The sequence below is a fragment of the Pseudomonas sp. FA-1 genome (assembly GCF_056856075.1).
Window position 1 is genome coordinate 804909 of the sequence record NZ_JBWXTH010000001.1, and the last position, 19432, is coordinate 824340.

Genomic DNA, 19432 nt, shown 5'->3' on the forward strand with positions numbered 1-19432 from the left:
TCGAAAATAAGTCTTACAGACCCTTTACCCACGAAAAGGTTGCAGATGTACCTGCATGATCACCCTGAATTTTTCAGCGTTTGGGCAACGCCAGGCTCAGCAAGAATAGCACTGCGGCGCAGACCACGATCGATGGACCGGCCGGGGTGTCCTTGAACCAGGACATGGCCAGGCCGCCGCAGACTGCGACGACGCCCAGCAGGCTGGCACCCAGGGCCATCTGTTCGGGCGAGCGGGCGTGACGTTGTGCCGCGGCCGCAGGAATGATCAGCAGCGAGGTGATCAGCAGCACGCCAACGATCTTCATGGCCACGGCGATCACCACGGCGATCAGCAGCATCAGCGCCAGGCGCAGGCTGGTTACCGGCAGCCCCTCGACCATCGCCAGCTCCTCATGCACGGTCACTGCCAGCAACGGCCGCCACAAGGCGGCGAGCAGCAGCAGGACCAAGGCGCTGCCGCCCAGGATCCAGGCCAGGTCGGTGGGGCTGATGGCCAGGAGGTCGCCAAACAGGTAGGCCATCAGGTCGATGCGTACATCGCGCATGAAGCTCAGGGCCACCAGGCCCAGTGACAGGGTACTGGGTGCGAGGATGCCAAGCAGGGTGTCGGAGGCCAGGGGCTGACGTTGCTGCAGGGTGACCAAAAGGATGGCCAGCAGCAGGCAGCCGACGGTGACCGCAAGCGCCGGGCTGATGTCCAGCGCCAGGCCCAGGGCCACGCCGAGCAACGCGGCGTGGGACAGGGTATCGCCGAAATAGGCCATGCGCCGCCACACCACGAACGAACCCAGGGGGCCAGCCACCAGCGCCAGGGCCAGGCCCGCAAGCAAGGCGTAGAGAAGAAAATCAGCCATGCTTGCAGTGCTCTCCGTGAACATGGGTGCCGGGGGCTATCACCGAGCCGTGCAAGTCGTGGCGGTGATCGTGATGATGGTGGTAGACGGCCAGGCTCGGGGCGTTCTGGCCGAACAGCTCGACGAAGGCCGGATCGCCGCTGACCTGCTCCGGGTGGCCCGAACAGCACACATGGCGGTTCAGGCAGACCACCTGGTCTGTAGTGCTCATCACCAGATGCAGGTCGTGGGATACCATCAGGACGCCACAGCCATGGCGGTCGCGCAGACGGGTGATCAGGCTGTACAGTTCGGCCTGGCCGGCCACGTCGACGCCCTGCACGGGTTCGTCGAGCACCAGCAGCTCCGGTTCACGCAGCAATGCACGGGCCAGCAGCACGCGTTGCATCTCGCCGCCGGAGATGGTCTGGATGGGGCTGTCGATGACCTGCTCGGCGCCCACTTCCTGCAACGCGGCCAGCGCTGCGGCGCGGTCGACACCCGGCACCAGGCGCAGGAAACGCAGCACGGACAGCGGCAGGGTGGCATCCACCTGGATTTTCTGCGGCATGTAGCCGATGCGCAACCGGGGCTTGCGCCAGACCTTGCCACGGTGCGGCTTGAGCAGGCCGAGCACGGCGCGCACCAACGTGGTCTTGCCGGCGCCGTTGGGGCCGATCAGGGTCACGATCTGGCGCGGGGCTACCGACAGGTCGATGCTATCGAGCACCGCCTCGCCGGCGAAGGTGACCCCGACCTGCTCGAGGCGGATCAGCGCGTCGCTCATGCTTGCCCCTGGCAGTTGCCACACAGGCCGACCACCTCGACGGTTTGCGTCTCGACGGTGAAGCCCACGCCCTTGGCGCTGCTGACGATGGCGTCGCTGATGCTGTCCTGCTCCAGCTCGATGGCCACGTGGCAGTGGCGGCAGATCAGGAACTGCCCCTGATGCGCGTGCTCGGGGTGGCTGCAGCCGATGAAGGCATTGAGCGAGGCGATACGGTGTACCAGGCCGTTCTCCAACAGGAAGTCCAAGGCGCGGTACACGGTTGGCGGTGCGGCGCGGCGGCCGTCCTGCTCGCTCAATACCGCGAGGATATCGTAGGCGCCCAGCGGCTTGTGGCTCTGCCAGACCAACTCCAGCACACGTCGGCGCAAGGCGGTCAGGCGCAGCCCCTGGCGGTTGCACAGGGTATCGGCTTCGGCCAGCGCACTGTGGACGCAGTGGGAGTGATCGTGTGGACGGTTGGCCAGCGGCGTGATGGACATGGGCAGCGACGGTTCTGGATGGAGACGTTATTATGTTACTCCTTTCTGGCTCGCCGAGTATTCATCGTGTCCCGATTGCTAGCTCTTTTTGTCGCTTTCATCGCCTTCTCGGCCCATGCCGAGGTGCGCGTGCTGACCAGTATCAAACCCTTGCAGCAGATTGCCGCGGCGGTCCAGGACGGGGTGGGCAGCCCGGAAGTATTGCTCCCGCCTGGCGCTTCGCCGCATCACTACGCCTTGCGCCCTTCCGATGTGCGGCGTGTCGCCGAGGCTGACCTGTTGTACTGGATCGGCCCGGACATGGAAAGCTTCCTGCCTCGCGTGCTCAAGGGGCGCAGCAAAGCAAACGTGGCGGTGCAGTCGCTCGAAGGCATGCATTTGCGTCACTTCGGCGAAGGTGGCGAAGCCCATGAGGAAGACCACGACGACCATGACCATGATCATCGCCCGGGCAGCCTCGATGCACACCTGTGGTTGGCGTCGGCCAATGCACGGGTGATCGCGGCGAAGATGGCCAGCGATATGGCTGCCGCCGACCCGGCCAATGCCGCCCGCTACCAGGCCAACCTCAAGGCCTTCGTCGCGCGCCTGGACGCCCTCGACCAGCGCCTGCAGGCCCGCGTCGCCGGCATCAAGGGCAAGCCCTACTTCGTGTTCCACGAGGCGTTCGACTACTTCGAGGCGGCCTATGGCCTGGCCCATGCCGGGGTGTTCAGCGTGGCCTCGGAAGTGCAGCCGGGCGCACAGCATGTCGCGGCCATGCGCAAACGCCTGCAGGAAGTGGGCAAGACCTGTGTATTCAGCGAGCCACCGCTGCGTCCGCGCCTGGCCGAGACCCTGACGGCTGGCCTGCCGGTGCGGTTGGCCGAGCTCGATGCCCTGGGCGGGAACGACCCTGTGGATGCCAAGGGGTATGAGCGGTTGCTGGAGAAGCTGGGCAATGACCTGGCGGGGTGCCTGGAACAGCTGTAAATCGATGGAGACCTTTTCGCGGGGAAACCCGTTCCCACAGGGATAGCGCACATTTCGAGGCTGGCGCTGTGGGAGCGGGTTCACCCGCGAAGAAGCAGACGAGGTCAGAGGGCGAACGGCAGGCTCAGCGCCACCTGCTGGCGCTGCGCCAGACGCACCTCGAACTCGCTCGGGTCATGGATCATCACGTCCATCCCGGCGAACGCCTGGGCCGCGATCAGCCGCGACAGCCAGAAGCGCACGCAGCCTACGCGCAGCATGACCGGCCATAGCTCGGCCTCGGCAGCGGTGAACGGGCGCAGCGCTGCATAGGCCGCCAGCAGCGCCTGGGCGCGGGGCACGTCGATGCCGCCGGCTTCGTCCAGGCACCAGTCGTTCACGGTGATGGCGATGTCATACAGCATCGGGCCTGAGCAGGCGTTGTAGAAATCGATCAGGCCTGTCAGGTGCGTGCCTTCGAACATCACGTTGTCGCGGAACAGGTCGGCATGCAGGTTGGCCCGTGGCAAGGCCAGGATCTGCGCCTTGTGCGCAGTGATCTCATCCAGTGCCGGCGTCAACAGCGCGGCCTGCGCCTGGCTCAGGCCCGGCAGCAGATGCGCACCGGAGGCGAGCATCCAGTCCAGGCCGCGGTCGGTGCGGCGTTCGATGATGCGCTCGCGGGTAGCCAGGTGAATGTGCGCCAGCAGCTCACCCACCTGGGCGCAGTGCTGATTGTTCGGCGCCTTGATGTGCTTGCCCGACAGCCGCGGCTGCAGCAGCGCAGGCTTGCCGCACAGCTCGCGCAGGCCTTGGCCGTTGCGGTCGCGCACGGCGTAGGGCACCGGCATGTTGGCATCGTGCAGCACGTCGAGCAGCTCGATGAAGAACGGCATGTCTTCGGCCGGCCCGCGCTCGATCAGTGTGAGGACGAACTCCCCTTGCTCCAGGCTGATGAAGAAATTGCTGTTCTCGGTACCGGCGGCGATGCCTTGGAAGTCGAGCAGGCGGCCCAGCTCGTATGGCGCCAGAAAGGTTTCCAGCTCAGGCCGGGTCACGGGGGTGAAGACTGACATGATGAAAAGAAGCCCATGCGGGCACTCCCACCCGGAAGTGCCTGGTTGATAAGAACGGTACGCCTCAGATTACCACTCGAAGATCTTCCAGGACGGAATCAGCATGTCCGGCTGGTCGGAACGAATGAAATTACCTTCGGAGCCATCGGCGCGTACCAGGAAATAAGGCTTGCCGTGCTTGGGCGTCACCTTGATCGCATACAGGAAGCCGTTCTGCCGGTACTCCTGGATGGTTTTGTCGCCTTCCGTGCGAATGGTCACATCGGGATCAGCCGATGGGGCGTCTTCCGCCGCCAGGGTGACGACCGGCATGGTGGCCAACAGACCGAGCAGTAACAGGCGATTGAGTGTACGCATGATAACCTTGTCCCTTTGTCGTCAATTGTTCCCGCTATTCTAGCGCCGGACCTGCCGAAAAGGTTGATTCTCCTCATGAGCCAAGCGCCCCTCGTCCTGGTGGACGGTTCCTCCTACCTCTACCGCGCCTTTCATGCGCTGCCGCCGCTGACCACGTCCAAGGGCATGCCCACCGGTGCGGTCAAGGGCGTGCTGAACATGCTCAAGAGCCTGCGCAAGCAGTATCCGGACAGCCTGTTCGCGGTGGTCTTCGACGCCAAGGGCGGCACCTTCCGCGATGCCATGTTCGCCGAATACAAGGCCAACCGCCCCAGCATGCCTGACGACCTGCGGGTGCAGATCGAGCCGCTGCATGCCAGCGTCAAGGCGCTGGGCTACCCACTGCTGTGCGTCGAAGGGGTCGAGGCCGACGATGTCATCGGTACCCTGGCGCGCAGCAGCGCGGCCTTGGGCCGGCCAGTGGTCATCTCCACCGGCGACAAGGACATGGCACAGCTGGTGGACGGGCACATTACCCTGGTCAACACCATGACCGGTAGCGTCCTGGACGTGGCTGGCGTGCACGAGAAATTTGGTGTCGGCCCGGAACACATCATCGACTTCCTGGCCCTGATGGGCGACAAGGTCGACAACATTCCCGGCGTGCCTGGCGTTGGCGAGAAGACCGCAGTCGGCCTGCTGACCGGTATCGGCGGCGGCCTGAGCGAGCTGTACGCCAACCTGGACAAGGTACCGGCCCTGCCGATCCGCGGCGCCAAGGGCCTGCCGGCCAAGCTCGAGGAGCACCGTGACGCAGCGTTCCTGTCCTATGAGCTGGCGACCATCAAGGTCGATGTGCCGTTGGATATCGAGGTCGAGGCGCTGGTGTGCGGCGAGCCCGACCGTGAAGCCCTGCTGGCGCTGTACACCGAGATGGAGTTCAAAAGCTGGATCGCCGAGGTGCAGCGCGACGCCGCCCAGGCGGGCGAAGCCATTGCCCCGCTGGAAGCGCCGCAGGCCAAGGCCGAACCCAAGTACGAGACGATCCTCGACCAGGCACGCTTCGAGGTTTGGCTGGCCAAGCTGCGCCAGGCACCGTTGTTCGCCTTCGACACCGAGACCACCAGCCTGGACGCCCAGCAGGCGAAACTGGTGGGCCTATCGTTCGCGGTCGAACCCCACGAAGCCGCTTACGTGCCGCTGGCCCATGACTACGAAGGCGCGCCTGCCCAGCTGGACCGTGACAGTGTGCTGCTGGCACTCAAGCCGCTGCTGGAAGACCCTGCCAAAGGCAAGATCGGCCAGAACGCCAAGTACGACATCAACATCCTGGCCAATTGCGCCATTGGTGGCGACCCGACCCAGGGTATCCAGATGCGGGGCGTGGCCTACGACACCATGCTCGAGTCCTACGTGCTCGACTCCACCGCCACCCGCCACGACATGGACAGTCTGGCGCTCAAGTACCTGGATCACAGCACCATCGCCTTCGAGGACATCGCCGGCAAGGGTGCCAAGCAGCTGACCTTCAACCAGATCCCATTGGACAAGGCCGGCCCCTACGCTGCCGAGGACGCCGACATCACCCTGCGCCTGCACCATGCCCTGCAGGCACGCCTGGCCAAGACGCCCAGCGTGCAGCCGGTGCTGATGGACATCGAGATGCCGTTGGTACCGGTGCTGGCCAAGATCGAGCGCCAAGGCGCACTGGTCGATGCTGCGTTGCTCAAGGTGCAGAGCACCGAGCTGGGCGTGAAGATGGCAGAGCTCGAGCGCACGGCCTTCGCCCTGGCGGGCGAGGAATTCAACCTGGGCTCGCCGAAGCAGCTCGGGGTGATCCTTTACGACAAGCTGGGCATGCCGGTGCTGAGCAAGACCGCCAAGGGCCAGCCCTCCACCGCCGAGGCCGTGCTCGCGGAGCTCGCCGAGCAGGACTACCCGCTGCCGACGGTTTTGATGGAGTACCGCTCCCTGAGCAAGCTCAAGAGCACCTACACCGACAAGCTGCCGGAGCAGATCAACCCGCGCACCGGGCGTATCCACACTTCCTACCAGCAGGCCGTGGCTGCCACCGGGCGTCTGTCTTCCAGCGACCCGAATCTGCAGAACATCCCGGTGCGTACGGCCGAGGGACGGCGCATCCGCCAGGCATTCGTCGCCAGCCCCGGCTACAAGTTGCTGGCCGCCGACTATTCACAGATCGAGCTGCGCATCATGGCCCACCTGGCCAAGGACGAAGGTTTGCTGCACGCCTTCCGCAACGACCTGGACGTGCACCGCGCCACCGCCGCCGAAGTTTTTGGCGTGCCGCTGGAGCAGGTGACCACCGACCAGCGCCGCAGCGCCAAGGCGATCAACTTCGGGCTCATCTATGGCATGAGCGCCTTCGGCCTGGCCAAGCAGATCGGCGTGGACCGCAAGCAGTCCCAGAACTATATCGATCGGTACTTCGCTCGCTACCCAGGCGTGCTGGCCTACATGGAACGTACCCGTGCCCAGGCCGCCGAGCAGGGCTTCGTCGAAACCCTCTTTGGCCGGCGCCTGTACCTGCCGGACATCAACGCGAAGAACCCGGCACTGCGCAAGGGCGCCGAGCGCACGGCGATCAACGCGCCGATGCAGGGCACCGCAGCGGACATCATCAAGCGCGCCATGGTGGCAGTGGACAACTGGCTGACCGACAGCGGCCTGGATGCGCGAGTGATCCTGCAGGTGCACGACGAACTGGTGCTGGAAGTGCGTGAGGACCTGGTTGAGCAGGTGAAGGAACAGATCCGCCCGTATATGAGCAACGCCGCGCAACTGGATGTTCCGCTGCTGGTGGAAGTAGGTGTTGGTTCGAATTGGGACGAAGCTCACTGAATCGGAGCCTGAAGGCAGGGTAGGATCTGCGACGTGGTGTCGTGGATCCGCTAAGGCTCAGTGCCAGGGGTTCTCAAGTTTCATGAAACTATCGCAAATAGTTTCCAGGGCTTTGGAACTAAACCGGTGAACCGGGACTCAGAGTAACTGAATGGCTGGTGAAGCCTTTCGATGCTCCTATGTTGTGTTAAGTGTTGGCAGATACCCGGACCCCGCCCTAGCGGTCCGGACTTGAACCCCGAACTTCTCCCTCCCCATACGAAGTCCGGGGTTTTTTTTGCCCGGAATTTGACTTATGGCTTGTAGAGAACCCTGTGGGAGCGGGTTTACCCGCGAATGCGATGTCGGATGCACCGCCGCATTCGCGGGTAAGCCCGCTCTCACAGGTTACGAGCAAACCTTCAAATGCCTGGCTTGTCTTCCAGCTCCATCCACTCGGCCAGCACGCCGTAGGCTTCTTCCAGGCCCATGCGCTTGGGGGCCGAGAACAGCTGGATGGTCACCCCGTCGCCCCAGCCCTTGCGGATTTCCGATTGCACCTTGAGCAGCGTGTTCTTGGCCGCGCCGAAGGTGAGTTTGTCGGCCTTGGTCAGCAGGATGTGCATGGGCATGGCGCTGGCCTTGGACCAATCGAGCATCATCTTGTCGAAATCGGTCATCGGGTGACGCACGTCCATCAACAGGATCACCCCGCGCAGACACTCGCGGCTGCCCAGGTAGGCCTCCAGGTGATGCTGCCAGTGCTGCTTGAGCGGAATCGGCACTTTTGCATATCCGTAGCCCGGCAGGTCGACCAAACGCCGTTCATCGTCCAGACTGAAGAAATTCAACAACTGAGTGCGACCCGGGGTCTTGGAGGTACGCGCCAGGCTGGCATGGGTCAGGGTGTTGAGGGCGCTGGATTTGCCGGCGTTGGAACGGCCGGCGAAAGCCACCTCGTAACCCTGGTCTTGAGGGCATTGTTCGACCTTGGCGGCGCTGAGGGCGAATTTGGCTTTCTGGCAGAGGCCGAGGATGGGGTTTTTGACTTGCATGGGATATCCGATGTGGGTGTTGCCAAAGCCCGCCATTCAGGCACTGGGCGCGGCAAGCGGTGTCGTTTCCGTTTGGATGGCGGAAGTATATAATGCCCCAGTTTTTGTGTGCGCATTATCCCGGCGTAGGGTGATGTGCATGGGGTGTCGAACAATAGCTCGCGCATCAGAACGCAGCGCGGCCCCCAACCCTGAAAGGTCGTTGCGCATGGCGAAATGGCTGCTTGCTGTCGGTTTGTTCCTGCCGATTTTCAGCGCTCAGGCTACACAGGATCCCGAGGCGTTGTACAACCGCACCTGTGCGGCCTGTCACGCCGGCCAGTTGCCCCAGGCCCCTAAACAGGGAGACCGGGCAGCATGGGAACCCAGGCTGGCGCAAGGCATGGAGACACTGGTGGCACATGTTACCCAGGGTTTCAAGGCTATGCCGCCGCGTGGATTGTGCATGGATTGCAGTAACGAGGACTACCGCAACCTCATCCTCTGGATGAGCGGCAGCCCCGATACATAACATTTCACCCCTAGCCGTGTTGGATTAGCTGATGAACAAACTATTCGTGAGTCTGCTGTTGACCATGGGTGTCGCAGGTGCGGCCAATGCTGCGCAACCCATCAAAGGCGATGCTGCTGCCGGCCAGGCCAAGACAGCTGTCTGTGGAGCCTGCCACAACCCCGATGGCAACAGCTTGGCGCCGAACTTCCCCAAACTCGCCGGCCAAGGCCAGCGCTACCTCGAAAAACAACTGCACGATATCAAGTCCGGCAAGCGTACCGTGCTGGAAATGACCGGCATGCTGGCCAACTTCAGCGACCAGGACCTGGCCGATATCGCTGCCTATTTCTCCAGCCAGAAAGGCAGCGTCGGCGCAGCCGATCCGAAACTGGTCGAGCGTGGCCGGGCGCTGTTCAACGGCGGAGACCTGGAGAAAGGCATGCCGGCCTGCACGGGCTGCCACTCGCCGAACGGCGCTGGCATCGCCCTGGCCGGTTTCCCGCACCTGGGCGGCCAGCATGCTCAGTACGTGGCCAAGCAGCTCACCGACTTCCGTGAAGGCAACCGCACCAACGACGGCGATGCCATGACCATGCGTTCGATCGCCAGCAAGCTGAGCAACAAGGACATCGAGGCCTTGGCCAGCTATATCCAGGGGCTGCACTGAGGTCTGTGGGGTCCTATCGCCGGCAAGCCGGCTCCTGCAAGGCTGGCGTTGTACCTGTGGGAGCGGCTTTACCCGCGAACCGGCCCATGCATTAACATTCGGTTAATGCTGTGCGGCAAAGATGAAAGGGCGGCTCGGGCCGTCCTTTTTTCCGTCCGTAGCCGTACACTAGAGAACTCGAGCCCTTCCCGGCCGGTCACAGTACCGGTCGCGTCGAGGCGACCAATGACTGCTCAGGAGTAAAGCATGCGTAAACTGATTCTCAGCGCTGCGCTGGTCGCCGCCAGCGTATTCGGAATGACCGCCGTCCAGGCTGCGGAGCCTGTCGAGGGCCAGCAGTATTTCGAGCTGAGCAACCCTGTCCCTGTTTCCGAACCGGGCAAGATCGAAGTCGTCGAGCTGTTCTGGTACGGCTGCCCGCATTGCTACCACTTCGAACCGACCATCAATCCATGGGCCGAGAAACTGCCGGCCGATGTTCACTTCAAGCGCGTACCGGCCATGTTCGGCGGCCCTTGGGACGCCCACGGCCAGATGTTCCTGACCCTCGAAGCCATGGGTGTCGAGCACAAGGTCCACGCCGCGGTCTTCGATGCCATCCAGAACCAGCGCAAGCGCCTGACCAAGCCTGAGGAAATGGCCGACTTCCTGGCCACCCAGGGTGTGGACAAGGGCAAGTTCCTCGCCACCTTCAATTCCTTCGCCATCAAAGGCCAGGTGCAGCAGGCCAAGGACCTGGCGAAGAAATACGAAATCACCGGCGTGCCGAGCATGGTGGTCAACGGCAAGTACCGCTTCGACCTGGGTACCGCCGGCGGGCCGGAAGGCGTGCTGGATGTCGCCGACCAGCTGATCGCCAAGGAGCGCGCCGCCAAGTAAGCGGCGTTGCCCATGAACCGCTTTCGGTCCACCCGTCTGGTTGGCCTGCGACAACCGCAGGTCAACGAACACCACCTGCAGGCCCCTGGCCTGCCTGAGGACGGGCGTCTGCGGTTGCTCAGCTTCAATATCCAGGTGGGCATCAGCACCGAGCGCTACCGGCACTACCTGACCCGCAGCTGGCAGCACTTGCTGCCGCACAACGGGCGTGCCGGCAACCTGCAGAAAATCGGCGACCTGCTTGCCGATTTCGACCTGGTGGCCTTGCAGGAAGCCGATGGCGGCAGCCTGCGGTCGGGTTATATCAATCAGGTCGAACACCTGGCCCAGCTCGGTGCCTTCCCCTATTGGTACCAGCAATTGAACCGCAACCTGGGCCGTTTCGCACAGCACAGCAATGGTGTGCTCAGCCGGCTCAAGCCCCAGCACCTGGAGGACCATCCCCTGCCCGGTCCTGCCGGCCGCGGTGCGATCCTGGTACGTTTCGGCGAAGGCGACGATGCTCTGATCGTGGTGATGATGCACCTGGCCCTGGGTGCCAAGACCCGTGCCCGGCAACTGGCCTACGTGCGCGAGTTGATTGGCGGCTATCGCCACCAGGTGCTGATGGGAGACATGAACACCCACGCCACCGACCTGCTCGAGCATTCGCCGCTGCGTGACCTTGGGCTGGTCGCCCCCCAGGTCGAGGCTACGTTCCCCAGCTGGCGCCCGCAGCGTTGCCTGGACCATATCCTGCTCAGCCCAAGCCTGACCCTGGAACGGGTCGAGGTATTGGCCCAGCCGATTTCCGATCACCTTCCGGTTGCCGTCGAGATTCGTTTGCCTGATGCATTGACTGTGGATACGCTGCCGGTTTTGGGCTAGTTGCCATCACCGGTTCGCGGATTCAGGCATGACAGACGAAGGCGAGCGCTGGAAAGAGAAGTACCTCAAGAGCATTGAACGACAAGAGCAGCTCGAGCGCCGCTGGGAGGCTCGCCTGGACCTGTTGCGTCGTGGTCTGGTGCGCAGCACCTTGGCGGCCGAGGGTAGCGACAAGACTGTCGACCAGTGCATGAAGGAGCTGCGCGAAGTCATCCGCAGCGACAATATGGATGCTGGCCTGGCAGGGCTGCTGCCACGCCTGGAAAAGGCCGTGCTCGACTCCGAGCAGCGCCGCGAGACGCGCATGACCCAGGTCAGCGAGGCGCTGACAGCGTTGGTTGACCAGCTGCAGGGCCTGTCGTTGCCCGGCGAGGTGGCTCGCCCGCTGAAAAAGCTGTCCAAGAAGCTTGAGGTGGGTGTCAGCCAATCCCGCGAGTTACCGCCCCTGCTGAGCGAGCTCAGTGGTCTGCAGGGGCGGGCGTTGAGCGCGCTGCAACGACCGGACGAAGACATACGGCCAGGCTTTCTCCAGCGGCTGTTTGGCGGTCGTGAGGCCGAGGCGGAGCCCGCCGCCGCATCGGTAGATGTCACTCATGTCGACCCCGCACCTCAACCGCCAAGTGAACCTTCGCTTCCGGTCGACGTGGATGCCCTGCAACGTTTGGCTGAGCCGCAAGAACCAACCCCTCCCCTGGACGAGCCAGACGCGCAGGCGCAGCCCATCGACCCGATGACGCCCTCGGAAGAAATGGTCTTGGCACCTGCCACCCAGCCCCCGGCGCCAGAGCTGCAACCGCAACCGGTCGAGGTCGAGGCGCCAGAGGCCTTGCCGATGACAACTCTGGATGGCCCCGGCGAGGGCTCCTTCGCCCTGCCCGATGCCGTCGAACCGCCCTACAGCATGGTTGCCATGCACATCGAGCAGACGTTGATCGGGTTGCTCGATGACCTGAGCCTGCCGGAGCCCTACAAGGCCCAGGCGCAGGCCATGCGTGAGCGGGTGTCACGGGGGCTGAACTGGTACGAGCTGATCCCGGTACTGGATGACCTGGCCGTGCTGATGCTGGCGATCACCGACAGCGGCCAGCATGAATTCGAGGCCTACCTGCAACAGCTCAACGAACGCCTGGCCACCTTCCAGAGCCATCTGCACGAGGCCAGTGCCGGGCATGCCGACAACAGCAGCGCTGCCCGCCAGTTGGATCACCAGTTGCGTGAGCAGGTCGACGGGCTGCAGAGCAGCGTCCAGGGCGCGGCTGACCTGGGTAGCCTCAAGCGCGTGCTGGAGACCCGCCTGGAAGGCCTGTTGTCCACCATGGACGAACACCAGCACGAGCGCGACCGCCGTGAACAGGAGCTGGCGAGCCGCCTGCAAGGCCTGGCCGAGCGCGTGCAGAACATGGAGCAGGAAGCTCACGGCTATCGCGAGCACCTGGAGGAGCAGCGCCAGAAGGCCCTGCTCGACCCCCTGACCGGCCTGCCCAACCGCGCGGCCTGGTCGGAGCGTGTGGAGCAGGAAGTGAAGAAATGGCAGACCCAAGGCGGCAACCTGCTGATGGCGATCCTCGACCTCGACCACTTCAAGCGCATCAACGACAGCTATGGCCACCTGGCCGGGGACAAAGTGCTGAAGATCGTCGCGAGCCAGCTGCGCAAACGCCTGCGTGGGCAGGACTTCATTGCCCGTTTCGGCGGGGAGGAGTTCGTTCTGCTGCTGCCGCAGACCGCTCCGGAGGTCGGCGCCAAGCTGGCAGAGGTGCTGCGGGCGACGGTCGAGGCCTGCCCGTTCCACTTCAAGGGAGAACGGGTGGTCATCACCACCTCCATCGGTTTCAGTGCGTTCCGCGTCGGTGAGCGCGCCGACCAGGTGCTCAAGCGTGCCGATGCCGCGCTCTACCGCGCCAAGGACCAGGGGCGCAACCGGGTGGAACAGGCATAGATATGTACTGCAACTGACACCTGTCTCGGTCTGACAATTGCCTGCCGTATGCCTGATGGTCAGGCGACGGCGCGTTGATCAGACAGGAGTAGCTGATGAAAATCACCAAAGGGCTTGCAGCATTGGTAATCGGTCTGGGTATTCAGACTTCCGTAGTGGCCAAGGAACACCTGTTCACCGCCCATGTGGCGGCGGATGGTACGGTTCTTCGGCAATGGCCGGAATGGATCGTGAAGGTCGAGCACCAGCCTCAGCCAAACTACTTCAGTTTGTACAAGCTTCATCTGAACAAGCGTCTCGTTCACCAGGACCCCGGCTTTTGCAGTGTGTCCCCCATCGATGCGAGCGATTACGACCGGCAGCTGTATGGGCAGGCCAAGGTCATCGGTAAACCCGTGGTGGCCAAAGTCGATGTGATGACCCAATTGGTCGACAAGAACGGAAGCAGTGGTGACAACTCGCTGGAATTCCTTGTCATGTGCACCCGCTGATGGTCGCTTACTGAAGCACCGGACCAGGGGGCACGTTATACTGTAGCGCTTACGCAATCATTGATGTGCCCTCTTTCATGAAAACGCTATTTGGCGGGCTGTTGCTCTTGTTGCTTGTGGGCTGTTCCACTGGCTTGCGCATCGACCGCAATCACCCTTCGGTCAACCACGACAGCCGTATCCAGTTCGTGGTCCTGCACTACACCAACGCTTCGTTGGAACGCTCCCTGGCCCTGCTGACCCATGGCGAGGTTAGCAGCCACTACCTGATCGGCGACGGGCCGGCCACGGTCTACCAGCTGGTCGACGAGAGCCGCCGGGCCTGGCATGCCGGCGATAGCCAATGGCAAGGCCGCACCTGGCTGAACTCCAGCTCCATCGGCATTGAAATCGTCAACCCAGGCTACACCGACACGCCCAACGGGCGAGTCTGGCACCCCTACAGCGAGGCGCAGGTCCAGGCGTTGATCGCCCTGCTCAAGGACATCGTCAAGCGCAACAATATCGACCCCCGGCACATCATTGGCCACAGCGACATCGCACCGTTGCGCAAGCTCGACCCGGGGCCGATGTTCCCCTGGAAACGCCTGGCCGATGCTGGGCTGGGCGTGTGGCCAGAGGCCAATGCGGTGGCTCGCCAGCAGGCCTACTTCAGCGTCAACCCACCGACGATCACCTGGTATCAGCAGCAGCTGGCACGCTTCGGCTACGCCATCGACCAGACCGGCGAGCTGGATGTGTCCACCCGTCACGTAATCGCGGCTTTCCAAATGCGCTTCCGCCCGCAGCGCTTCGATGGCATGCCTGACGCCCAGACCGCCGCCATGCTGCAGGTGCTCAACCGCACACGCTGATCGGTTATTGCCCCGAACGGGCCGGGATTGCGCCCAACGGCAACGCTGACCGCGTGCACAGTTGCTATACCTCTTGGTAATCAACTGGATGTCTGCGATGTCAGCGTTCCTTGCGGCACTGCGTCAATTTTTCCACCGTCCCTGGATGCTGGCTGGGCTGGCCGCATTTTCCAGCGCCGTCCTGTTGCTCACGGCAAGCCTCGGCGTGGCCTTCCAGCAGGTGAAGCAGAACGAAAGCGCGCAGATGAATGCCCGGGGCGAGCGTTTCCTGGAGCGGCTGGAACAGATCTTCGGGCAACTGCGCGAAGGGGTCGACCAGCTCCAGGCGCAACCGTTGCGTGGTTGCGATGCCGCAATGATCGCCGCGTTGCAGCAAGTGGGGCTGAGTTCGCGTTTCATCTATGAGGCGGCGTACGTCGATGGTGCCGAAGCGTGCTCCAACCGCGGCGGCGAACGAGCCATCGAGCCATTCCGGGCCCCGGACATCCAAGGGCCGACCTACAGCTATTGGCTCAATACCTCCACTGAGCCTAACGAGAACCTGGCGGCGTTGATGCTTGGCCGGGGCAAGTTCCTGGTCTCCACTTCGCGGGGGCACCTCACCGATGTGGTCGACCTGCCCCTGGGCAGCAGCGTGTTGGTGGTCCTCGACCACGGCAGCCGCGCCATCCCGGTGCTTGGCCCGCCCCAGCGCTGGCCGCCGGCGGCTGATTGGCCGCCGCCGTCGCGCCAGCCCCTGGTGGAACAGGATGACCGGCTGCTCTATTACATGCAGACCAAATCGCCGGACTACCAACTGGTGCTGATCGCGCCGCGAGCAAGCCTGCCCCTGAAAATGAACGGTATGCTCTGGCTGTTGTTCCCTGGCAGCCTGGTGTTGGCGTGCTGCATCGGCTGGCTGGTCCTGCAGCTGATTCTGCAACGGCGATCGATGAGTTCGGAATTGCAGAACGCCCTGCGCCGGGGAGAGTTGCAGGTGCTCTACCAGCCGATCTTCGAATTGAACAGCCGGCGCTGCGTCGGTGCCGAGGCGCTGGTGCGCTGGCTACGGCCCGATGGCACCCTGACCAGCCCGGAGCTGTTCATCCCCTTGGCCGAGAACACCGGGCAGATCCGCCAGATAACCGACTTCGTCCTGCAGCGGGTACTGGAGCAGCTGAGCCAGTTGCTGCGGGCCAACCCTGAACTGTATATCTCGGTTAACCTCGCAGCGTGCGATGTCATGGTCCCCCGTATCGGCCGGGTGGCGGCCCGGCTACTGGCGCATCACCGGGTGGCTGCCAGCCAGATAGCCTTCGAAGTGACTGAACGTGGCCTGATCGATGTGGTGGTGGCGCGTAACAACCTGCAGGCCCTGAGGGCCGTGGGCCATCAGGTGCTAATCGACGACTTCGGCACCGGCTACTGCAGCCTGGCTTACTTGCAGACCCTGCCGGTGGACTGTCTGAAGATCGACAAGGCCTTCGTCGATGCCTTGGGCCACGATGCGGCGAGCAGTGGCGTAGCGCCGCATATCATCCGCATGGCCCATTCCCTGCACTTGCGGGTGATCGCCGAGGGCATCGAATGCGAAGATCAGGCGGTACTGCTCAACAGCGAAGGGGTCAATTACGGCCAGGGCTGGCTGTTCGCTCACCCACTCACCGCCCGCCAGTTCACCGTGCTCGTCACCCGCGAGCGGCGCAACCGCAGGTAGCCGAGTGTGGTGTTTCACAAATAACACCACACTAGACAGGCAAGGCCATGTAGAACTGGGTGCCCTGCCCAGGCCGGGAGTACACGCCCATGCGGCCACCATGCAGCTGGACGATTTCCTTGCACAAGGCCAGGCCAAGCCCGGCACCGCCCTTCTTGCGACCGACCTGGACGAACGGCTCGAAGATTCGGCCTTGTTGGCCATAGGCGATGCCTTCGCCGTTGTCCTCGACCCCGATGATCACCCGTTCGGCATGCCGCCGCGCGTGCAGGCGGATGCGCCCGCCGCTGGCGGTATGGCGGATGGCGTTGTGCAGCAGGTTGTCCAATACTCGGTCCAGTTGGGCCACATCCGCCTGGATACGTGGCAAAGGCGACTCCAGGTCGATGAACAACTCGATCTCCTTCTGCGCGGCCAGCTCGGCGAAGCGCGCCTGAGCATGCTCAAGCAACTGGTCGATGGCGCAAGGGGCCAGCTCCAGCTTCTGCAGGCCACTCTGGTAGCGGGAGAAGTTGAGCAGGTCGTTGATCAGCTGGGTCAGGCGCTGCATTTCCTCGCCAATGGTCTCGAGCAGGTCGTTCTCTCGCGCTTCGGGTGGAAAGCTCACGCGCTCGCGCAGCAGGCCGAAGGCCATGTGCATGCCGGTGACCGGCGTGCGCAATTCGTGGGAGGCTCTCAGGACGAATTCACTGCGAACCCGTTCGAAGGCACGTTGCTCGGTAACGTCATGCAGCACCATCACGGCGCCCAGGATTGGCCCCTGTGGGTGGCAGACCGGCGTAAGGCTGTAGGTCAGCAGCCGGGTCTCCTCGTCTATTTCGATGCTCAGGTCATCGGGCGGCCGGTCCAGGCTACCGCCGCGCAAGACCTGGCGAAGTTGCTGCTCCAGTTCGGGGCGTTGCAACGCCTCGGCCAGGCCGCTGCCAATTCGGCCAGCATCCCAGCCCAGTTGGCGCTGGGCCACGGGGTTCAGGTGCTCCAGGCAACCCTGGCGGTCGATGATCAGCAGGCCGTCGTCGATGCTGTCGAGCACTGCCTGAAGGCGTTGCTGGCCGGCCAGCAATTCATCGACATTGGTAGCCTGGTGCTTGCGCAAGGCATCGGCCATCAGCCCGAAGCGCCGGGTGAGCTGGTTGAGCTCGCTGGCCTGGGTGACCGGCAAGGTGACATCGAAGTTGCCTTGGCCGACCTGGTCGGCGGCCTTGGCCAAGGCCTCGATCGGCTGGCCGAAGCGCTGGGCGATGTTGTGTGCGGTGGCGAACCCCAGTACCAGTACTGCCAGGCCAAGCAGGCTGAGCAGACCACTGACCAGCAAGGCGCGATCGCGGGTATGGGCCTCTGCGCTGGTGATGTGTTCAAGGGCCTGCCTGTGGGAGTCGATGAGGTCGTTGCGGACCTGGTGGAAGGCAGCTCCCAGCGGCAGGTCGGGGCTCATGTTTCGCGCGGGTGCCGTACTGTCTCGGTAGGCCTGGAGAAACGCCTGGTAGTTGCTGCTGGTCTTGCTGAAAGCGGTACGTTCTGCGCCTTCGGCCAGGTCCTGGTTGAGCAGGGACTGGAAATCTTCCTGCAACGCCAGCAGGCTGCGCGAGTCGGTGTTTTCGTCGAGAATCAGGGTCAACTGCTCACCGAGGTTTTGCCGCAGCTTCAGCCCAATCTCCAGTGTTCGCGTGGTTTCCTCCACCAGCCGCTGGTGAACGGTGGCCATCTGCACCACGCTCACCAGCCCGAGCAACAGACCAAGCAAGGCGACGCTGACCAGCGCCGAGATGCTCAGGAAAAGCCGCGTACGCAGCTTCATCGGCCATTTCATAGGTTGTACTGCTTGCGCTTGCGGTACAGGGTCGAGGCATCGATACCCAAGGTTTTGGCCGCCTGGTCCAGGGTATCGCTGGCTGCCAGGACCGCGCCGATGTGCGCGCGCTCAAGCTCGTCCAGGCTCAAGGCGGCGCCGATACGCGGAGCGTTGCTGGTGGGCGCTTCGGCCATGCCCAGGTGGGCGATTTCCACCCGTTCCTGTGGGCAGATGATGCTCGCCCGTTCCACAACGTTGCGCAGTTCCCGGATGTTGCCAGGCCAGCGGTAGTTGAGCAGCGCCGTGCGCGCCTCGTCGCTGAACACCCGGGCCGGGCGTGCGTATTCTTTGACGAAGCGGGCCAGAAAGCGCTCGGCCAGGGTAAGGATGTCTTCGCTGCGCTCACGCAGCGGCGGCAGGTGCAGGGTGATGACGTTCAGGCGATAGAGCAGGTCTTCACGGAAGCGCCCGTCGCGGACCATTTCCTCGAGATTGAGGTTGGTCGCGGCAAGGATGCGGACATCGGCGCGGCGGGTGACCGGGTCGCCGACCCGCTCGTATTCCTTGTCCTGGATGAAACGCAGCAGCTTGGGTTGCAAGGTCAGGGGGAAATCGCCGATCTCATCGAGGAACAGGGTGCCGCCGTCGGCCTGGTTGACCCGCCCCAGGGTGCTTTCGCTGGCGCCGGTAAAGGCCCCGCGGGTATGGCCGAACAGTTCGCTTTCCATCAGTTCGGCATTCAGCGACGGGCAGTTGATGGTCACGCAGGCCTTGCGCGTTCGCTTGCTCCAGCCGTGGATGGCGCGTGCCAGTTCGCCCTTGCCGGTGCCTGACTCGCCGAGGATGAGAATGTTGGCATCGGTGCTCGCCACCTGCCGGGCGGTTTCCAGTACTGCCATCATCGCTGGGCTGTGGGAGTCCAGGCCGTCCTTGGGCTTGCGTACTTCGCCTTCCAGCGCCTCCAGGCGTGCCGACAGCTGGCGGACCTCCAGCTGCTTGGCGGTGGCAAGGCGCAATTGATCCGGGCTGCATGGCTTGACCAGGTAATCGGCGGCGCCGGCCTGGATGGCATCCACCGCGGTGTCCACCGCGGAGTGGGCTGTCACGATGACCACGCGCATCCAGGGGGCCTGGATGCGCATCTGGGCGAGTACGTCGAGGCCGTTGTCTTCGCCCAGGCGCAAATCGAGGAAGCACAGGTCGAACACCTGGCGCTGCAGCAAGGCATCGGCCTGGGCAGCGCTGCTGGCCGTGGCCACGCTATAGCCTTCATCTTCGAGGCAGTAGCGGAAGGTTCGCAGGATTGCGGATTCATCATCCACCAGCAGAATGCGGCCTTGGTTGTCCTGGGCTGATTCCATTTTCCTACGCTCCTTCGGGATTGATCTCAA

General features: G+C 63.5%; 18 protein-coding genes. 10 read left to right on the top strand and 8 right to left on the bottom strand.

The window, feature by feature from the left end:
* Positions 1-73: 73 nt before the first annotated feature.
* The 3 genes from znuB to zur are packed head-to-tail and all read right to left on the bottom strand — an operon-like array spanning position 74 to position 2104.
* Positions 74-856 carry a zinc ABC transporter permease subunit ZnuB gene (gene znuB / locus AC1MHZ_RS03730; RefSeq protein WP_465001616.1) on the bottom strand — a complete coding sequence of 261 codons (783 nt, stop codon included), beginning with the start codon at positions 854-856 and terminating at the stop codon, positions 74-76.
* Entirely contained in the window at positions 849-1622 is a 774-nt protein-coding gene (znuC, locus tag AC1MHZ_RS03735) for a zinc ABC transporter ATP-binding protein ZnuC (RefSeq protein WP_084855185.1), read from the bottom strand. Before znuC ends, znuB begins: the two co-directional genes overlap by 8 nt.
* Positions 1619-2104, bottom strand: a complete 486-nt coding sequence (zur, locus tag AC1MHZ_RS03740; RefSeq protein ID WP_084855184.1) for a zinc uptake transcriptional repressor Zur — start codon at positions 2102-2104, stop codon at positions 1619-1621. Before zur ends, znuC begins: the two co-directional genes overlap by 4 nt.
* An 18-nt stretch (positions 2105-2122) precedes the next feature.
* Here zur and AC1MHZ_RS03745 point away from each other — a divergent pair, with 18 nt between their 5' ends.
* Positions 2123-3076 (top strand): zinc ABC transporter substrate-binding protein, encoded by a 954-nt coding sequence (locus tag AC1MHZ_RS03745; protein WP_324811988.1) that lies wholly within the window; start codon positions 2123-2125, stop codon positions 3074-3076.
* Positions 3077-3180: 104 nt separating this feature from the next.
* Here AC1MHZ_RS03745 and AC1MHZ_RS03750 read toward each other — a convergent pair whose 3' ends face one another.
* Both AC1MHZ_RS03750 and AC1MHZ_RS03755 read right to left on the bottom strand, forming a co-directional pair.
* Positions 3181-4131: a homoserine kinase gene (locus AC1MHZ_RS03750; protein ID WP_482966022.1), complete on the bottom strand. Its 951-nt coding sequence runs from the start codon at positions 4129-4131 to the stop codon at positions 3181-3183.
* Positions 4132-4200: 69 nt separating this feature from the next.
* Positions 4201-4488, bottom strand: a complete 288-nt coding sequence (locus AC1MHZ_RS03755) for a DUF2782 domain-containing protein (RefSeq protein WP_043207720.1) — start codon at positions 4486-4488, stop codon at positions 4201-4203.
* A gap of 75 nt (positions 4489-4563) precedes the next feature.
* Here AC1MHZ_RS03755 and polA point away from each other — a divergent pair, with 75 nt between their 5' ends.
* Positions 4564-7329 (top strand): DNA polymerase I, encoded by a 2766-nt coding sequence (polA, locus tag AC1MHZ_RS03760; protein ID WP_482966023.1) that lies wholly within the window; start codon positions 4564-4566, stop codon positions 7327-7329.
* 401 nt (positions 7330-7730) lie between these two features.
* On the opposite strand, the gene yihA is transcribed toward polA, so the two are convergent.
* Positions 7731-8363: a ribosome biogenesis GTP-binding protein YihA/YsxC gene (gene yihA / locus AC1MHZ_RS03765; protein ID WP_084855416.1), complete on the bottom strand. Its 633-nt coding sequence runs from the start codon at positions 8361-8363 to the stop codon at positions 7731-7733.
* Between the two features lie 208 nt (positions 8364-8571).
* Here yihA and AC1MHZ_RS03770 point away from each other — a divergent pair, with 208 nt between their 5' ends.
* The 8 genes from AC1MHZ_RS03770 (at position 8572) to AC1MHZ_RS03805 (ending at position 16249) form a co-directional block, all read left to right on the top strand.
* Positions 8572-8874, top strand: coding sequence for a c-type cytochrome (locus AC1MHZ_RS03770; RefSeq protein ID WP_084855180.1), 303 nt, complete (start codon positions 8572-8574; stop codon positions 8872-8874).
* 31 nt (positions 8875-8905) lie between these two features.
* Positions 8906-9523 (top strand): c-type cytochrome, encoded by a 618-nt coding sequence (locus AC1MHZ_RS03775; protein WP_084855179.1) that lies wholly within the window; start codon positions 8906-8908, stop codon positions 9521-9523.
* Positions 9524-9769: 246 nt separating this feature from the next.
* Positions 9770-10402 carry a thiol:disulfide interchange protein DsbA gene (gene dsbA, locus AC1MHZ_RS03780; protein WP_324811997.1) on the top strand — a complete coding sequence of 211 codons (633 nt, stop codon included), beginning with the start codon at positions 9770-9772 and terminating at the stop codon, positions 10400-10402.
* Positions 10403-10414: 12 nt separating this feature from the next.
* The gene (locus AC1MHZ_RS03785; RefSeq protein ID WP_368828697.1) at positions 10415-11269 is read left to right on the top strand and encodes an endonuclease/exonuclease/phosphatase family protein; all 855 of its coding nucleotides are present in this window, start codon (positions 10415-10417) and stop codon (positions 11267-11269) included.
* Positions 11270-11297: 28 nt separating this feature from the next.
* Entirely contained in the window at positions 11298-13208 is a 1911-nt protein-coding gene (locus AC1MHZ_RS03790; RefSeq protein ID WP_084855176.1) for a GGDEF domain-containing protein, read from the top strand.
* A gap of 95 nt (positions 13209-13303) precedes the next feature.
* Positions 13304-13699, top strand: a complete 396-nt coding sequence (locus AC1MHZ_RS03795; RefSeq protein ID WP_084855175.1) for a hypothetical protein — start codon at positions 13304-13306, stop codon at positions 13697-13699.
* A gap of 77 nt (positions 13700-13776) precedes the next feature.
* On the top strand, positions 13777-14553 hold the full coding sequence (locus tag AC1MHZ_RS03800) for an N-acetylmuramoyl-L-alanine amidase (protein ID WP_084855174.1): 777 nt from the start codon (positions 13777-13779) through the stop codon (positions 14551-14553).
* Between the two features lie 97 nt (positions 14554-14650).
* Complete coding sequence (locus AC1MHZ_RS03805) at positions 14651-16249, top strand: EAL domain-containing protein (RefSeq protein WP_084855173.1); 1599 nt, start codon at positions 14651-14653, stop codon at positions 16247-16249.
* A 31-nt stretch (positions 16250-16280) separates the two neighbouring features.
* Here the strand turns inward: AC1MHZ_RS03805 and AC1MHZ_RS03810 are convergent, their stop codons facing one another.
* Positions 16281-18059 (bottom strand): KinB sensor domain-containing domain, encoded by a 1779-nt coding sequence (locus AC1MHZ_RS03810; RefSeq protein ID WP_084855172.1) that lies wholly within the window; start codon positions 18057-18059, stop codon positions 16281-16283.
* Entirely contained in the window at positions 18056-19402 is a 1347-nt protein-coding gene (algB, locus tag AC1MHZ_RS03815) for a sigma-54-dependent response regulator transcription factor AlgB (protein WP_084855171.1), read from the bottom strand. Before algB ends, AC1MHZ_RS03810 begins: the two co-directional genes overlap by 4 nt.
* Between the last annotated feature and the right edge of the window lie 30 nt (positions 19403-19432).